Source organism: Sphingomonas sp. P3_C5 (genome assembly GCF_056402635.1).
Genome location: NZ_JBFUHA010000001.1, coordinates 226,478 through 241,572, shown reverse-complemented (window position 1 = coordinate 241,572; position 15,095 = coordinate 226,478). Strand labels below are relative to the sequence as shown.

At 64.8% G+C, this 15,095-nt stretch carries 16 protein-coding genes; 7 read left to right on the top strand and 9 right to left on the bottom strand.

Features of this window, described 5'->3' with window-relative positions; translation table 11 throughout:
- Positions 1–5: 5 nt before the first annotated feature.
- From AC1DVS_RS01105 to AC1DVS_RS01090, 4 genes are read left to right on the top strand one after another with little or no spacing between them, the layout of a single operon-like run.
- Positions 6–308: a DUF167 domain-containing protein gene (locus AC1DVS_RS01105; RefSeq protein WP_478019488.1), complete on the top strand. Its 303-nt coding sequence runs from the start codon at positions 6–8 to the stop codon at positions 306–308.
- Positions 305–1,180: a bifunctional methylenetetrahydrofolate dehydrogenase/methenyltetrahydrofolate cyclohydrolase FolD gene (folD, locus tag AC1DVS_RS01100; protein ID WP_478019487.1), complete on the top strand. Its 876-nt coding sequence runs from the start codon at positions 305–307 to the stop codon at positions 1,178–1,180. The genes AC1DVS_RS01105 and folD overlap by 4 nt, the downstream gene beginning before the upstream one ends.
- Positions 1,177–1,776, top strand: a complete 600-nt coding sequence (locus tag AC1DVS_RS01095; RefSeq protein ID WP_478019485.1) for a hypothetical protein — start codon at positions 1,177–1,179, stop codon at positions 1,774–1,776. Before folD ends, AC1DVS_RS01095 begins: the two co-directional genes overlap by 4 nt.
- Positions 1,776–2,396, top strand: coding sequence for a MarC family protein (locus AC1DVS_RS01090; protein ID WP_478019483.1), 621 nt, complete (start codon positions 1,776–1,778; stop codon positions 2,394–2,396). The genes AC1DVS_RS01095 and AC1DVS_RS01090 overlap by 1 nt, the downstream gene beginning before the upstream one ends.
- Here AC1DVS_RS01090 and AC1DVS_RS01085 read toward each other — a convergent pair.
- Positions 2,393–4,168: an AcrB/AcrD/AcrF family protein gene (locus AC1DVS_RS01085; RefSeq protein WP_478021201.1), complete on the bottom strand. Its 1,776-nt coding sequence runs from the start codon at positions 4,166–4,168 to the stop codon at positions 2,393–2,395. The genes AC1DVS_RS01090 and AC1DVS_RS01085 overlap by 4 nt on opposite strands.
- 89 nt (positions 4,169–4,257) lie before the next feature.
- Between AC1DVS_RS01085 and AC1DVS_RS01080 the strand changes: the two genes are divergently transcribed.
- Entirely contained in the window at positions 4,258–4,677 is a 420-nt protein-coding gene (locus tag AC1DVS_RS01080; RefSeq protein ID WP_478019481.1) for a GtrA family protein, read from the top strand.
- Position 4,678: 1 nt separating this feature from the next.
- Positions 4,679–5,422: a class I SAM-dependent methyltransferase gene (locus AC1DVS_RS01075; protein WP_478019479.1), complete on the top strand. Its 744-nt coding sequence runs from the start codon at positions 4,679–4,681 to the stop codon at positions 5,420–5,422.
- Here AC1DVS_RS01075 and AC1DVS_RS01070 read toward each other — a convergent pair.
- The 7 genes from AC1DVS_RS01070 to AC1DVS_RS01040 form a co-directional block, all read right to left on the bottom strand.
- The gene (locus tag AC1DVS_RS01070; protein WP_478019478.1) at positions 5,341–6,408 is read right to left on the bottom strand and encodes a glycosyltransferase family 2 protein; all 1,068 of its coding nucleotides are present in this window, start codon (positions 6,406–6,408) and stop codon (positions 5,341–5,343) included. The two genes, AC1DVS_RS01075 and AC1DVS_RS01070, sit on opposite strands and share 82 nt — an antisense overlap.
- Positions 6,409–6,505: 97 nt before the next feature.
- Positions 6,506–6,739, bottom strand: coding sequence for a type II toxin-antitoxin system ParD family antitoxin (locus tag AC1DVS_RS01065; RefSeq protein ID WP_478019476.1), 234 nt, complete (start codon positions 6,737–6,739; stop codon positions 6,506–6,508).
- Positions 6,740–6,835: 96 nt separating this feature from the next.
- A complete protein-coding gene (locus tag AC1DVS_RS01060; RefSeq protein WP_478019474.1) occupies positions 6,836–7,729 on the bottom strand; it encodes a lipase family protein in 894 nt (297 codons plus the stop codon).
- Between the two features lie 101 nt (positions 7,730–7,830).
- Positions 7,831–10,149, bottom strand: a complete 2,319-nt coding sequence (locus tag AC1DVS_RS01055; protein WP_478019472.1) for a TonB-dependent receptor — start codon at positions 10,147–10,149, stop codon at positions 7,831–7,833.
- A gap of 8 nt (positions 10,150–10,157) precedes the next feature.
- On the bottom strand, positions 10,158–10,625 hold the full coding sequence (locus AC1DVS_RS01050) for a MarR family winged helix-turn-helix transcriptional regulator (protein WP_478019470.1): 468 nt from the start codon (positions 10,623–10,625) through the stop codon (positions 10,158–10,160).
- 819 nt (positions 10,626–11,444) lie between these two features.
- A complete protein-coding gene (locus tag AC1DVS_RS01045; protein WP_478019469.1) occupies positions 11,445–13,535 on the bottom strand; it encodes a RelA/SpoT family protein in 2,091 nt (696 codons plus the stop codon).
- Between the two features lie 138 nt (positions 13,536–13,673).
- Positions 13,674–13,994, bottom strand: coding sequence for a CC_3452 family protein (locus AC1DVS_RS01040; RefSeq protein ID WP_478019467.1), 321 nt, complete (start codon positions 13,992–13,994; stop codon positions 13,674–13,676).
- 129 nt (positions 13,995–14,123) lie between these two features.
- Between AC1DVS_RS01040 and AC1DVS_RS01035 the strand changes: the two genes are divergently transcribed.
- A complete protein-coding gene (locus tag AC1DVS_RS01035; RefSeq protein WP_478019465.1) occupies positions 14,124–14,612 on the top strand; it encodes a winged helix-turn-helix transcriptional regulator in 489 nt (162 codons plus the stop codon).
- A gap of 8 nt (positions 14,613–14,620) precedes the next feature.
- On the opposite strand, the gene AC1DVS_RS01030 is transcribed toward AC1DVS_RS01035, so the two are convergent.
- Complete coding sequence (locus AC1DVS_RS01030; RefSeq protein WP_478019463.1) at positions 14,621–15,049, bottom strand: acyl-CoA thioesterase; 429 nt, start codon at positions 15,047–15,049, stop codon at positions 14,621–14,623.
- Positions 15,050–15,095: the final 46 nt, after the last annotated feature.

Sequence of the window (15,095 nt, the reverse complement as noted above, 5' to 3'; positions counted from 1 at the left end):
CGAGAATGCCAGCCTGGACGCTCCGCGACGACGGAATTGTCCTTGCCGTCCGCGTAACGCCGCGCTCCTCGCGTGAGGGGCTCACCGCCGGAACATCGGATCATTTCGCCGCACGGCTGACCGCCCCGCCAGTCGAGGGCGCGGCCAATGCAGCGCTCATCGCGCTCGTCGCAAAGATCTTCGGCGTGCCGAAACGGCAAGTCGTGCTGATCGCAGGCGATACCGGGCGGCTGAAGCGGCTCCACATCGCCGGCGATGTCACTGTGCTGGCGAAGATTGCCGCCAGCCTTTATGGAGACGCGCCATGAGCGCTGAAATCATCGATGGAAAAGCCTTTGCCGCCGCGCTGCGGGCGCGGATCGCGGTCCAGGTGGAGACTTTTGTCGCAGTGGCGGGCCGCCCGCCCGGCTTGGCCGTGGTGCTGGTCGGTGAGGATCCCGCCTCTGCCGTCTATGTCCGCTCGAAGCACAAGGCGGTGCGCGAGGCGGGGATGGAAGGCTTCGAATATCGCTTCCCCGCCGATGTGCCCGAGGCCGAGCTGCTCGCTCTGGTGGACCGGCTCAACGCGGACGTCAATGTCGACGGCATCCTCGTCCAGTTGCCGCTGCCGTCGCATATCGATGAGCGCGTGGTCACGACGCGGATCGACCCGGACAAGGACGTCGACGGCTTCCATCCGGTCAATGCCGGGCGCCTCGCGACCGGCTTGCACGGCTTCGTGCCGTGCACGCCGCTCGGCTGCCTGATGCTGCTTAAGGACCGGCTCGGCGACCTCTCCGGCCTCGATGCGGTGGTGATCGGCCGGTCGAACATCGTCGGCAAGCCGATGGCGCAGTTGCTGATCAAGGAGAGCTGCACCGTCACCGTCGCGCATTCGCGGACGCGGGACCTGTCGAGCGTGGTGCGCCGCGCCGATATCGTCATCGCTGCGGTCGGCCGGCCCGAGATGGTTCGCGGCGAATGGATCAAGCCCGGCGCGACGGTGATCGATGTCGGCATCAACCGGACTGCGAGCGGCCTGGTCGGCGATGTCGATTTCGCCGGTGCCGCCAGCGTCGCCGCTGCGATCACGCCGGTGCCAGGCGGAGTCGGGCCGATGACGATCGCGGTCCTGCTCCGCAATACCTTGGTCTCCGCACACCGCCGGGCGCGCGTGCCTTATGACAAGGACGCGCTGTGATCCTCGCTGTCCTGCTCGCGGCCGCCACACCGAGCGCGGCCGATGCGGAGCGCGCCTTTGCGGGCGCCGCGCAGGCGGGGCAATGGACTGCGTTTCGCCGCTTCGCCGCAGACGATGCAGTGATGTTCGTGCCAAGGGCGGCCAATGCTCAGGCCTGGCTGAAAGACCGCAAGGATCCGCCCTATTCCGTGCTGTGGTGGGCGGCGGAGAGCTATGTCGCCTGTAACGGCAACGCAGCCGTCAATACCGGCCCATGGATGCGGCCCTGGGCCAAGGCGGTCGGCTATTTCTCGACCGTCTGGCAGCGTCAGCCGGGTGGCGGCTGGAAATGGACGATGGACAGCGGCGATGCGCTCGGTACGCCCCGGCCGGCTGGCGACGGCCCGAAGATCCGCCGTGCCTCGTGCAAAGGCAGTCCGTCGACGGTCGCCGCGGTGCGCTACCGGGACGGCGAAACCGGCGAAGGCCAGTCCGAAGACCGCACGCTTGCCTGGCGCTGGCATGTCGCGCCCGATGGTGCGCGCAGCTTCGATGCCTGGCTCTGGGATGGCCGCCGGATGCAGAGCGTCGTCGCTGACCGAATCGCCGCCGGCTGATGCTCGCCCTTTATATCTCTTCGCTGATCACCTTCTTCGTGGTGATCGATCCACCCGGCTGCGCGCCGATCTATGCCGGGCTGTCGGCAGGCGCTCCGCCTGCGCACCGCCGCGCGATGGCGGTGCGGGCGGTGCTGGTTGCCTCGGCGATCCTGTTTGTGTTCGCGCTGTTCGGCGAGGATCTGCTCCACGCGCTCGGCATCAGCCTGGCGAGCTTCCGCATCGCCGGCGGCATCATGCTTTTCCTGATCGCGCTGGAAATGGTGTTCGAAAAACGCACCCAGCGCCGCGAGGACCGCGCCCAGAAGATCCTCGAGGCGCATGAGGTCGAGGATGTCTCGATCTTCCCGATGGCGATGCCGATGATCGCCGGCCCCGGCTCGATCGCGAGCGTCATGCTGCTGATGAGCCGCAACGAGGGGCTCTATCGATCGCTCGTCATCTTCGGCGCGCTGGCGACGATCCTGCTGCTCACGCTCATCGCCCTGCTCGCCGCCGGCCCGATCATGCGCGTGCTCGGCGCCAAGATCGAGGCGGTGATCACCCGGCTGCTCGGCGTGCTGCTCGCGGCGCTCGCGGTCCAGTTCGTGATCGACGGGGTGAAGACCAGCCTGCTTTAGTGGATCCGGTACAGCCTAAGCGGCGATTTCTTCGGCAGCGGCAGGGGCTCGAGCCACGGGAAGGTCTTCTTGGTGGCAAGCTGGTCGTAAAAGCCACCCTTGTTCCGCACCCGATAGACGGTCGATTCGGCCATGTTCGGGCAGACCAGCAACAAGGTCGCGCCGTGGCGCTTCGCGATTGCCCGGAAATTGTCGGGGGTGCCGCCAAAGGCATGCTGCACATCCAGGATCGCGTCGCCATTGCGGTGATAGGGTCCGCCCACCGCATTGTGATGCGTCACCGTGATCAGGCGCGGCCCAAGATCGATGAAGGTGAAGATCGTCTGCGCCGGATAGCGGTCAAGCGGGGCGAGTGCCCAGATCATCGGGCAGCGGCCGCTTGCATTGTTGACCGTCTTGTTAGTTTGCTTCTCGGGCTTGGTGATTGGAAGGTAGTCGATCCCGCCCGCGAACAGGCCGGAGATCGTCAGGAACGCCGCGACCGTGCCGAGCACGCGCACAAAGACGGATTTATGGTTGAGGCACCACGGCAGGACGATCCAGCCAAGCGCCGTCGCACCCGGCAAGGCGAGCATCTGCGCCGCCGGGCCGGCGCGCGTCTGCCACAACAGCATTGCGCCCGCGAAGGTCGAGAAGAGCAAAACCGGCAGCCAGATCGCCAGTTTCGGCGTCGCGCGTGCCCGCCAGGTCGCGATGCAGGCGCCGATGATCCCGATCACCGGCAGCACCACGATCGGGAAGGCGGTATTGAACGCATGCTTGTAGATCGGCCTCGCCTCCCGGACATTGTCCAGCCAGTTGCGCGCGAGCTCGGGCGAGACCTGTTCGGGCCGCCCAAGGCATTGCGGGAAGACCAGCGCGAAGCCGATCGCGATCGCGGCGCCGGCGAGGATCGCGAGCGTCAGCCGCAGCCAGCGCTGCTCCGGGTTGATCCGCCCAAGCATGAACAGCAGCGCCCCTGCCACAACCATCACGCTCAGCCAGACCGGCGTCAGCGCGTCGCAGCGCAGCGCCTGGTTGGCATAGGAGGCGAACAAGGCGAAGCCGAGCGCGCTGCCGCCGGCAAGGGTCAGCGCATAGACCGTCATTCGCGGCGCATCGGCCCGGTCCCATACCCAGCGCAGGCCGATGATTGCGCCGGCCATCGCGCAATAAGGCAGCATCTCGAGCCCGATGGTCAGCGAAACCGCGCTCGCAACCCCAACGATCGCACCGCCCCGCGCACCCTTCGGGTCGGCGAGACCGGCCGCCGTCATGCTCAGCATGGCAAGCTGCCAGCCATGATGATCGATCCGCTCGGGCATGAACATGCCAAGCGTCGCAGCGCAGCTGGCAACCAGGATGACGATGGCGAGCGGCCAGGCGAACGGACTGACCAGCCGCCGCACGGTGGCCGACACGCCGATCATCGCGATGCTGAGCGGCAGCAGCGGGGCGATGCCGCAAGCGAGCCGCTCCGCCCAGGCCCAGCCGACGAACGGCTGGAAAAGCAGGATCAGGCCGGCGATCGGCAGGTCGACGAGCCGGCTCCAGTGAATGTCGAAACCCTGTGGCGGGTTGAGCCGGTAGTTGCGCAGATCATACCAGCCCTGGCCCTGGAGCAGGCCGCGGACTTGCATTAGCCGCATATTGTCGTCGGTGTCGGTGAGCATCAGCCAATGGACGGACGTCCAGCGCGCGAACAGATACCAGACCACGAGAACCGCCCAGGCGAAGAGCGTCAGCCTCAGCCAATGCCGCGCAAGATAGGCGCTCAGCGAGCCCGGCGCCATCGAGCCCGGCATCATGGTGTCGTCGTTCAAAGGGCTTCCCTCGCTCACGATCGCCCTCTAGTGGCATCGCTGTAAAGGGCAAGGTACGCGTGACGGCAATCATCAGACAGTTGGAAACCTGGCGGACCAGCGGCGTGCTTGGCCAGCTCATCCGCTTCGGCGTCACCGGCGGGCTGGTCACCGTGCTCTATGCTGCGGTCTACTGGCCGCTCGCCACTTATGTGATGAACCCGAACCTCGCGGTCGTGGTCGCTTTTCTCGTCGCCACCGTGGCGGGCCGCTATGCGCATGGCGCGATCAGCTTTCGCGGCTATGGCGCGCGGAGCACTCGCACCGCGCATCGCTTCTTCCTCGTCCAGCTCCTCGGTTTCTTCATGCAGCAGACCTTTACCTGGGTGCTGGTGACCGGACCCTTTTTCCACGGGCCAACCTGGTGGCCGCTCGTGCCGGCGGTGTTCGTCACCCCGCTCGTCACTTTCTGGCTCAACCGCCACTGGACCTTCGCCTGACATGGATAGAATCGTCTACGACCGCATGGCGGCGCATGATTCCACGCATTGGTGGTACCGCGCCCGCCGCGACATCCTTGCCGATTATCTCGCGCGTGAGGGCAATCTGCCGGCAAACGCGCGCATCCTTGAGATAGGCTGCGGCACCGGGCACAATTTACCGATGCTCGCCGCCTTCGGCAGCGTCGAGGCGATCGAGATCGATCCCGCAGCGCGTGAGATCGCGAGCGCCCGCCTCGGCAGCCCGGTCGGAGCAGCCCCACTTCCGGAACTCACCGGCGTAGAGCGTGGCGCCTATGATCTGATCGCAGTGCTCGACGTCGTCGAGCATATCGAGGACGATGTCGCTGCGTTGAAGGCGATGGCCACCTGCCTCAAGCCGGGCGGCAAGATCCTCATCACCGTGCCGGCGCATCAATGGATGTGGAGCGCGCATGATGTCGTGAACCACCATCATCGCCGCTATTCGAAAAAGACGCTGCTCGCGGCGATCCGTGCGGCCGGGCTGAAGCCGGGCAAGCTCGGCTATTTCAACTCGCTGCTCTTCCCGCTCGCCGCCGCCGCCCGGATCGGCGGCCGGCTGACCGGCCGCGACGACAGCGACGATTCGCCGCCGCCCAAAATCGTGAATTCGCTGTTCGAGGCGATCTTCCGCCTCGAGCGTCACCTGGTCGGCAGGGTCCCGCTTTCGCCGGGGCTCTCGATCATCACCTTGGTGTCGCCCGCGACTGGCTCGGCCACCTGATACGCCGTTATCGGCGTCTCGGCTCGATAGCCAAGCGTCGCCCGGCCCAGCACCGGCCCCGCGACATCGGCCACGAGATAAAGCGGCCGCCGCTTGGATTCGACATAGAGCCGCCCGAGATACTCGCCGATCATGCCGAGCACGAACATCTGCACCGCGCCGAGCAGCACCACCACGAGCATCGTCGAGGTCCAGCCCTGCACCGCGCTTCCGGTGAGAAAGCCGATCGCAATATAGACGAACAGCAGCAGTGACGCGCCCGTCAGGGCAAGGCCGACATGGCTGGCGAAGCGCAGGGGAGCCGTCGAAAAACCGGTAACCGCATCGAGCGCGAAGCGGATCATCTTGCCGAGCGGATATTTGCTCTCGCCGGCATGGCGCTCGGCACGGTCGTACAGAAAGGGCACCTGCCGGAAGCCGATCCAGGCGACCATGCCGCGGATGAAGCGCGCCTGTTCGGGCAGCGACAGGAAGGCGTCGAGCGCCCGCCTGGACATGAGCCGGAAATCGCCGGTGTCGAGCGGGATCGGCGTGTCGGTGACCCGGTCGAGCACGCGGTAGAAGGCGGCGGCGGTCACCTTCTTGAAGATGCTTTCGCCCTCGCGCTTGCGGCGCACGGCATAGACGACATCGGCCTGCAGGTCGGTCATCGTCGCGCGCATGTCGCTCAGCAGCTCGGGCGGGTCCTGGAGATCGGCATCGATGATCAGGATCTGCTGTCCAGCGCACAGATCGAGCCCGGCGGTGAGCGCGAGCTGGTGGCCATGGTTGCGCGACAGGTTGATCGCCACGAGGCGCGGATCGCCCTCTGAGAGGCGCTGCATCACCGGCCAGCTCTCGTCGCGCGAACCGTCATTCACGAACAGGATTTCATAATCCTCGCCGACCGCGACCTTCGCTGCCGCCGAGACTCGGGCATGGAGCATTTCGAGGCAGGCTGCCTCGTTATAGCAGGGAACGACGATGGAGAGCGCGGGACGATGCATTGGCGCGCTTTAGCGGCATGTCACGCCCCCGTCATCGGAAGATTGCGCGAGATCAAGGGCGCGAGGGTATTCACCGGTCGGGAACCCTCCGATAAACTCACCCCTTTTTACGGCGCAGACGATCGGCGCTGTCGAATGGGCGCGGTTCGCCGGATGCCTCGCCGGCGATCAAGGCATCGCGCAGGGCCTTCACCTTGCCCTCATGCTCTTCAAGCAACCGCAATCCCGCCCGCACGACTTCACTGGTCGAGCTGAAACGGCCTTGGGCGATCTGCGCTTCGATGAAGCTGGAGAAATGATCGCCGAGCGTGATCGACGTATTCTTGGTCATAGGGCTCATCCCTCGATACCAAAGAATATTATTGATTGGTATATCCTGTCAATCAAGCGATGGCATTGCGACAGCGCCGACACCGTCGTCGGCCCCTCAAGCCCCGAAGGAAGCCGGCCCTTCGCGCGCACCCAGCAAGGCGGAAACATAGTTGATCGGCGCATGGTCAGCGAGCGCGCGCCACATCACATTGCCGCTCCGCCACATCAGCTGGGCATAAGCGCGGTGCGCGGCCAGCTGGTCTCTCGCGACAGCGATCTCCGGTTCGTCGCCGACATGGATCCTGCCATCCCGGTCGATATAATGCAGACCCCGGACATGGCTGTAGATCAGGGGCGGCGGCAGCAGCGTGACCGCATCGGTGCAGTTCACGTAGCGCCGCACCGCCAGCGACGCGAGCGAGGCGACCAGCGCCTCATCGCCGACCCGGGGCGATCCGAAGGTGACGAGCTCTATCGGGCGATCTCCATCTGCCAGCCGGGCTGCGAGCACGGTCGCGAGAGCAGCGCCGAGGCTATGCCCGGTGAGCAGCAACCGCGAAGGATTGGTGTCGCGCAGCCAGGATTCGATCGGCGCGAGGATCGAAGAGAGCGCTGCCGAGAAGCCGCTATGGACCCGGCCCGGCCGGTCCCAGTTCTCGAGGATGAAGGTCGCATCCGTCATGATATCGCGGAAGGAATCCGCCTGGGTGCCACGAAAGGCAAGGATTGCATGGCCCTCGTCATTGGCCGCGGCAAACCCCTTGGCGCTGAACCCCGTGGTCCCCGGCGCTTCCTGAAACCAGCCCGTAGAGCGATAGCCGATCGCGCCGATCGCCCCGTCGATCTGCCGCTTTTCCTCCGCGTCGACCTCGAACCGCCGATAGGCCAGCCGGGAGAATTCGGCGGCAATGGCGTCCAGGCTCCAGTCACCATCCATTGCCAAAGGCGGCTGCGCCTCGGGTCGATACAGTGCCTGGTTGGAGGGGTCATAGGGGATGGGCGTCGGCATGAGCCGCGCATCCTATCGAATTGCGGCGCCAAACACGACTGTCCTGCAAGTCTGACGGCCATGGCCCGGTGACACAATCGCATCACCGGACCCGCGGGCGATCAGAAGCGATAGCTGGCCGAAACCCCCCATTCGCGCGGCCGGCCATAGCTCACCTCAGCCAGCCCGAACGCGCCACTGGCATTGCCCGAGGCGTAATAGAGCGCATTGGTGAGGTTGGTGACAAAGGCGGACAGCTGGATGGCATTGCCCGGCAGGGCATAGGTCAGCCGCGCATTGGCCAGCACATAGCCGGGCTCGGTGATCAGCGGCGTATTCGCAACGTCCTGATAGGTGCGCGAATACATGGTCAGGTCGCCGCGCAGCGAGAGCTTGCCCGAGCTGTCGAATTCATGGGTCACTTCGGCGCCCGCCGTCGCAGTGAATTTCGGCGCCTTCACAAACCTGCTCGCCAGCGTGATCGGCAGGATCTGGGTTGGGCCCAGGCCCTGGCCAACCGCTGTATATTTCGCGTCGAGATAGCCGAGCGACGCATTGGCGTTGAACCACCGCACCGGCCGCGCGACCAGTTCCAGCTCGAACCCGTTGATCCGGCCGGCGGCCGCGTTCGCCACGAAATTCTGCGGCGTCTGGTTCACCGTCAGCTGGATGTTCTTGTAGATGGAATGGAAGCCGGCAAGGTTCGCGGTCAGCGTGTGGTCGAGCAGATCTGCCTTGATGCCGAGCTCATAGCTGTCGAGCGTCTCGGGTTCATAGGCAGTCACCTCGGCGGCACTCGCCAGTGGCCGGCCGTTGAAGCCGCCCTGTTTGAAGCCCTTGGAATAGCTGGCGTAGAGCAGGATATCCTGGCTCGGCTTGTAGTTCACGCCGACATGTGGGGTGAAGTCGGACCAGCTCGCCGCCTGGGTCACGTTGATGAACTCGACATTGTCGCGCTGGCGCCGGTTGATCGATGTGAAGACCTTGTGGTCCTTGTTGTAGCGACCGCCGACCTCGATGTTGAGCTTCGGCACGATCTCGAAACTCAGCTGCCCGAATACGGCATAGCTGTAATTGTCGGTATAGTTCTTGATGAACACGGCCGGCGTGGGCGGCGGGGGTGCCGCCGGCGGCTGCAGGCCGAGCGCGAGATCGGCACGCGCGATGTCGGATGCCTTTTCCTTGAAATAATAGGCGCCGAACACATAGCTCAGCCGGTCGTCGACCGCCTTGCCGGTCAGCTGCAGTTCCTGGCTGAACTGCCATTGCTTGTCGTCGTTCACCGTCTCGCGGAAGGTGAAGGGCGTGTTGTCGCCGTCACGGTTGAAGCCTGCCTTCAGGTCGCGATAGGCAGTCACCGATTTGATCTCGGCATTGCCGATCTGGTAGCGGATCACGCCCTGCACGCCCCACAGGTCCAGGTCGTTGCGGTTGCGCCCGGTCGCATAGGTCGTGAACGGGTCATTGGTGATATAGGAGGCGTTGAGCGTCTTCAGCCCGTTCGGCGCGGTGATGTTCAGCCCCGGCGCGACATAGAGATTGTAATTGGCCAGGAAGGGTATGCCGGTGATGCCCGGCGCATTGGCGACAGCGATCAGCTTCGACGGCGCCGAATTCTCGCGCGCCCTTGTATAATCGGCGCCGATATCGATCGTCAGGTCGTCGCTCGCCTGGATCCGCAGCTTGGCACGGATCGAATCCGAATTGCGATTCCCCTCGGTTCCGCCGTCGGCCAGGCGCTTCACATAGCCGTCGCGGTGGATCGACGAGCCCGAAACGCGCAGCGCCACCGTATCGGCGATGATCGGGATATTGACATAACCCTTCACGTCGATCCGGTTGTAGCTGCCGTACGTGCCCTCGATCTTGCCCGAAAAATCATGCGTATTGGGCTGGCCGGTGGTGATCAGCACCGCGCCGCCGATCGTGTTCTTGCCGAACAAAGTGCCCTGCGGTCCGCGCAGTACCTGCACGCTGTCCAGGTCGACTGCGTCGAGCACGCTGCCGATCGAGCGGGCATAATAGACATCGTCGACATAGAAGCCGACGCCAGGATCGGAGAAGATCGCGAAGTCGTTCTGGCCGACGCCGCGGATGAAGACCGTGGCGTTGTAATTGCCGCCCGAAAGCGCGGCTGCACCATCGAAGCGGATGTTCGGGGTGAATTTGGCGATCTGGTCGAGCGTGTCGACGCTGCGACGCTCAAGCGCATCGCTGGTGAAGGCGGTCACGGCGATCGGCACGTCCTGCAGCCGCTCCGACTGCCGCCGCGCGGTCACGAGGATATCGCCCTCGGCGCTTGCCGCTCCTGCATCAGCCTGCGCCCCGTCGGCGGGGGCCGGCTCGCTCTGGGACGGCGCGGTCTGGGCATGGGCCTGGATCGGGAGCAGGGCGGCGAGAGCGGCCCCTGCGAGCAGCCTGGCGGCGTGTCGTGCAGTCATGATTCCCCTCATTTTATCCTCCTCAGGATTGCGCTCTTTCTCGAGCGTTCGATCGGTACGTCGGGTGCATTGCGCGTCCGCAATTTCAGGATGATGCGGCGAAACGCGTCGCTCTCCTCGGGCGTCAGGCATCCGAAAAAAGCCGCGTCATGGTCGCGAAAGACATCTTCGAGCTCAGCGCGCAGCGCCACGCCGGCGGCGGTGAGGCGAAGCGCGTTGCTGCGCCGGTCGCGCCCCGGCTGCCGCTCCACCGCACCGAGCGCGACCAGCTCGTTCACCGCGGCCATCGCACTGGCGGAATTGATCCCCAGTGCCTGTGCCAGGGCGGCCTGATCGCAACCCGCATGTTCCCCGATAAAGCTGATGGCAGCCGCCCGCGCGGGCGTCACGCCCAGCCGGGTCACGCAATCATGGAGCACCCCCATCGCCAGCAGGTCGAGCCGGCGCAGCTGGAAACCGATCTGGTCCGCGACCATGCCAAAGGCATTATCGTCAAGATCGCTGCGCTCGATCGTGCCTCTCCTGATGTCCCCGCGATCTCATTGGGTCGCTTTGTGACATAACTATACGTCTGGCATACAATCACCGCAAGCAGAGGTGAGGCCGACTTGGTGGAATCGGGTGGGCAGTGTGGCCGAAACGGCACATTTCAACAGCTGTGCGTGGGCGATACGGGCGTCCCGCGCGAATGGCTTGAGGATATGGAAGTGCGAACAGGACTTGCGCTGGTGCCTGGCAAGCGGGCCCAAGCCAAAGGGCACCCTCCAACCCATATCAGGGCGAATAGGCCGATCGGATCAACACCTATCCGCCACATGCGGCGTCAATTTGTGCAAAAGCTGTACAATGTTCTGTACAGATAGGAAATGTCAGTGCCCCGCATGACATTTTCGAAAAGCCCTTAGAAATCTGCCCTTCCGCGCGCCTCGAGGTGCCCAGCCTTATGGCGTGTCTCGCGAAGGCCCGGGATGGGCATGACATAATTATCCAACATGCGAGTGCGGTTTTCCGCGGTTTCCCCTCGTAAAATCCCTTCCAGCGGCCGAGATCCGCCCCGAATTATGTCACACCTCCAACATTGGGCCAGGGACTCGCCCACGCGATTCAACCCGCGCCGGAAATCGCGCATAGCGACGGTGCGCATTGTCAGCGGCGGGCGCCGTTCTTTGACATGACTGGAATTTCGCGCGCGCTCGGCGCCACGAAGGTTTGGCTGATGGGATCAAAACTGCGGGATGACGGGCGGGCCGCAAAAAAAATCGGACTCAACCATGCCTTCTGCTTGCCGCGACCCGCTAAACCCGCTCCACCATGCTCACCGCGTCCGCCGCGCGCAGCGCCGCGATCACCCGCGTCAGATGGTGCAGGTCATGCACCTCGACATCGATCGTATTGGTGTGGAATCCGGTGTCGCGGTTATCGAGCCGCATATTGACGATATTGGCCCGTTGCGCGCCGATGATCGTCGCGATCACGCCCAGCGCGCCGGGCTCGTTCTTGACCTCGACCGAGATGCGCGCGGTGCCGCCATCGGTCTTGTCGCCCCAGGCGAGGTCGACCCAGTCGGCATCGTCGCTGGTCGCCAGCGTCGGGCAGTTGATGGTGTGGACCTCGATCCCCTCGTTCGGCCGCCGCAACCCGACGATCCGGTCGCCCGGCACCGGATGGCAGCACTCGCCGAGATCGAACGCCACGCCGGGCGTCAGTCCCTTGATCGAGATCGCGCTGGTCTGCGGCGGCAGTTCACGCAGCGCCTCGGAGCCGACCGAGCCCGGCATCAGCGCCTCCATGACCGCGGCATCGGGGATGCGACGGCGGGCGATCGCCTCCATCAGCGCCGCCTCGTCGGGCAGCTTCAGCCGCTTGAGCGCGGCGCGGATCGCCTCGCCGGAGATCGGCGCGGGCAGGCGCTGGACGATCTCGTCATAGATCTTGTGCCCGAGCGCCTGATTCTCCTCCCGCTCCTTGTGACGCAGATGGCGGCGGATCGCGGCGCGGGCCTTGCCGGTGATGGCGAAGCTCAGCCAGTTGATCTGCGGCTCCTGCGCCTTGGAGCGCAGGATCTGGACCTGGTCGCCATTGTCGATCCCGGTCTTGAGCGGCACGACACGTCCGTTGATCTTGGCGCCGACCGCCTGGTCGCCGAGATCGGTATGCACGGCATAAGCGAAGTCGATCGGTGTCGCGCCCTTGGGCAGCTGGATCAGCTCGCCGCGCGGTGTGAAGGCGAAGATCCGGTCCTGATACATCGCCATGCGGGTATGCTCGAGCAGCTCCTCGGGGCTCCCGGCGGTATCGAGGATCTCGATCAGGTCGCGGATCCAGCTGACCTGGGTCTCGGGACGGACCTTGTCCTGCTTGTACGCCCAGTGCGCGGCGAGCCCGAGCTCGGCCTCGCTGTGCATCTCGGCCGTCCTGATCTGGATCTCGACCCTGGTATTGTCGGCATGGATGACGGTGGTGTGGAGCGAGCGATAGCCGTTGCGCTTCGGCGTCGAGATATAATCCTTGAACCGCCCCGGCACCATCGGCCAGCGCCGGTGGATCACGCCGAGCGCCTGGTAACAGGCCTCCTCGCTCGGCACGATCGCGCGGAACGCCATGATGTCGGAAAGCTGCTCGAAGCTGATGTGCCGCTCGGCCATCTTCTTCCAGATCGAATAGGGATGTTTCTCGCGGCCCGAGACATCGGCATCGAGGCCGTGGCGCGAGAGCAGCAGCTTGAGGCCCGAGCCGATCTTCGCGATCCGGTCGCCCCCGCCCTCTTTCAGCTGCAGGAGCCGCTTGTTGACCGATTCATAGGCTTCGGGCTCGAGCTGCTGGAAGGCGAGCGTCTGCATCTCCTTCATGAACTCGTACATGCCGATCCGCTCGGCGAGCGGCGCATAGATGTCCATCGTCTCGCGGGCGATGCGGCGGCGCTTGTCCTCGTTCTTGATGTAATGGAGCGTCCGCATATTGTGCAGCCGGTCGGCAAGTTTGACCAGCAGCACGCGGATGTCGTCGGACATGGCGAGCAGGAATTTGCGCAGATTCTCGGCCGCGCGCTCATTCTCGGTCTGCGCTTCGATCCGCGAAAGCTTGGTCACCCCATCGACCAGTCGGGCAACCGCCGGGCCGAACAGCCGCTCGATCTCCTCGATCGTGGCGACGGTGTCCTCGACGGTATCGTGCAGGATCGCGGTCGCGATCGTCTCGTCGTCGAGGTGGAGCTCGGTCAGGATGCCGGCCACTTCGATGGGATGGCTGAAATAGGGGTCGCCCGAGGCGCGCTTCTGAGTGCCGTGCGCGTTGACCGAAAACACATAGGCGCGGTTCAGCAAGGCCTCATTGGCTTGCGGGTCATAGTCGAGGACCCGATCGACGAGTTCATATTGGCGGAGCACCGGCTCAAGATGGGGCCGGGCGCTGTTGCTTGGCAACACACTTGTGCAAAATCGTCGCGATGTTGCCGTCAGGGCACAAAATGGCCGGCCGCGGCTTGTCGCCGCGGCCGGCCCAGGGGATTCCTGTCTGGCGGATGCTTATTTCGCGCGGGCGTTGCACTTGGCCAGTGCATCGGCGTCGAGCGCCTGGCCCGCGACGGTGAACGCGCTGAGGGCGCCGACCCGCTGTGCGATCAGCTCGCACACCACATTCTCGCGCTCGGGCGCCTTGTTGGCGACGAAGGCGGTGTCCTGCCACTTCCACACGGTGGTGTGGGTGACGAGGCTGGTCTTGGTCGGCTTGGCGACGGGGACAGCCGTGTAATAGCCGCCGGCGGGTGCCTGGGCCTGGCCGGCGATCGGCGAGAGCAGCATGACAGTGCCGACAAGGGCGGTGGCGATCTGGCTAAAACGGGTCATTTTCTGTCCTCCTTGAATTCAGTTGCGAATCACTACCTAGTGCATTAAGTCTCAAGTTGCAACTAAAAACTTATATGACGTTTCCAAGGCGGCGAAAATGCGATACGCTGCGGGACGGTGAGGATATTTATGGACGGCAAACTCCGCGAACCCCTGCGCGACCTGGCCGAATGCAGCCTGCCGGCGGCACTCGAAGCGATGGGCGAGCGCTGGTCGTTCCTCATATTGCGGGCGGCCTTCAACGGCCTCTATCATTTCGAGGAGTTCCAGTCGGAGCTCGGCATCGCGCGCAACATCCTGGCCAACCGGCTGGCGCGGCTGGTCGAACACGGCATCCTCAAGCGCGATGCGCTGCCCGAGGATCGCCGCAAGATCGAATATCGCCTTACCGACAAGGGCATGGCGCTGCTCCCGACGATGATTGCGCTGCGCCAATGGGGCGAGCGCTGGGAGACAGGCGTGGTCGCGACGCCGGTGCTGGTCGATGCCCGCGACATGCGGCCGATCGCGCCGATCGACGTCCGTGCCTGGGACGGGCGGGTGCTGACCAAGCACGATCTGCTCTGGGCGCTGCCCGAGAATGTGAACCGCGACCACGAGATCCGCGCCGCGGAGTAGCGGACCGCTTACTCGGCTGGCAGCGCTTCGAAAAAGGCGCGGACCGGATCGGCGATCGGCAACGGCTGCCCGCTCGGCAGGTGCACATTCACGATCACCATATCGATCACGGTGTGAAGCGCCCCGGTCGTCGCATGGCAAAGCTCGAAGCGCTGGGTCAGGCTCGACGTCCCGATCCGGGAGATGCGAACAAAGGCCTCGATCGTGTCGCCGAGCGCGAAGGGCTTGAGATAGTCGATCTCGGCGCGGCGGACATGGAACTCGGTCTCGGTCCAGGCCTCGCCCAAAGCTGCCTCGATCCCAGTCCACTCCCAGAACTCAGTCACCGCGACATCGGCATATTCAAGATAGCGCGAGTTGAACACGACCTTCTGGCCGTCGATCTCCGCATAGCGGACGCGGAAACGGGTGGAGAAGGCAAAGCCGGGGCGGGTCATCCCGAGCCGATGGCGGCGCGCGGCGTCGCCGTCAATCCGGGAGGGC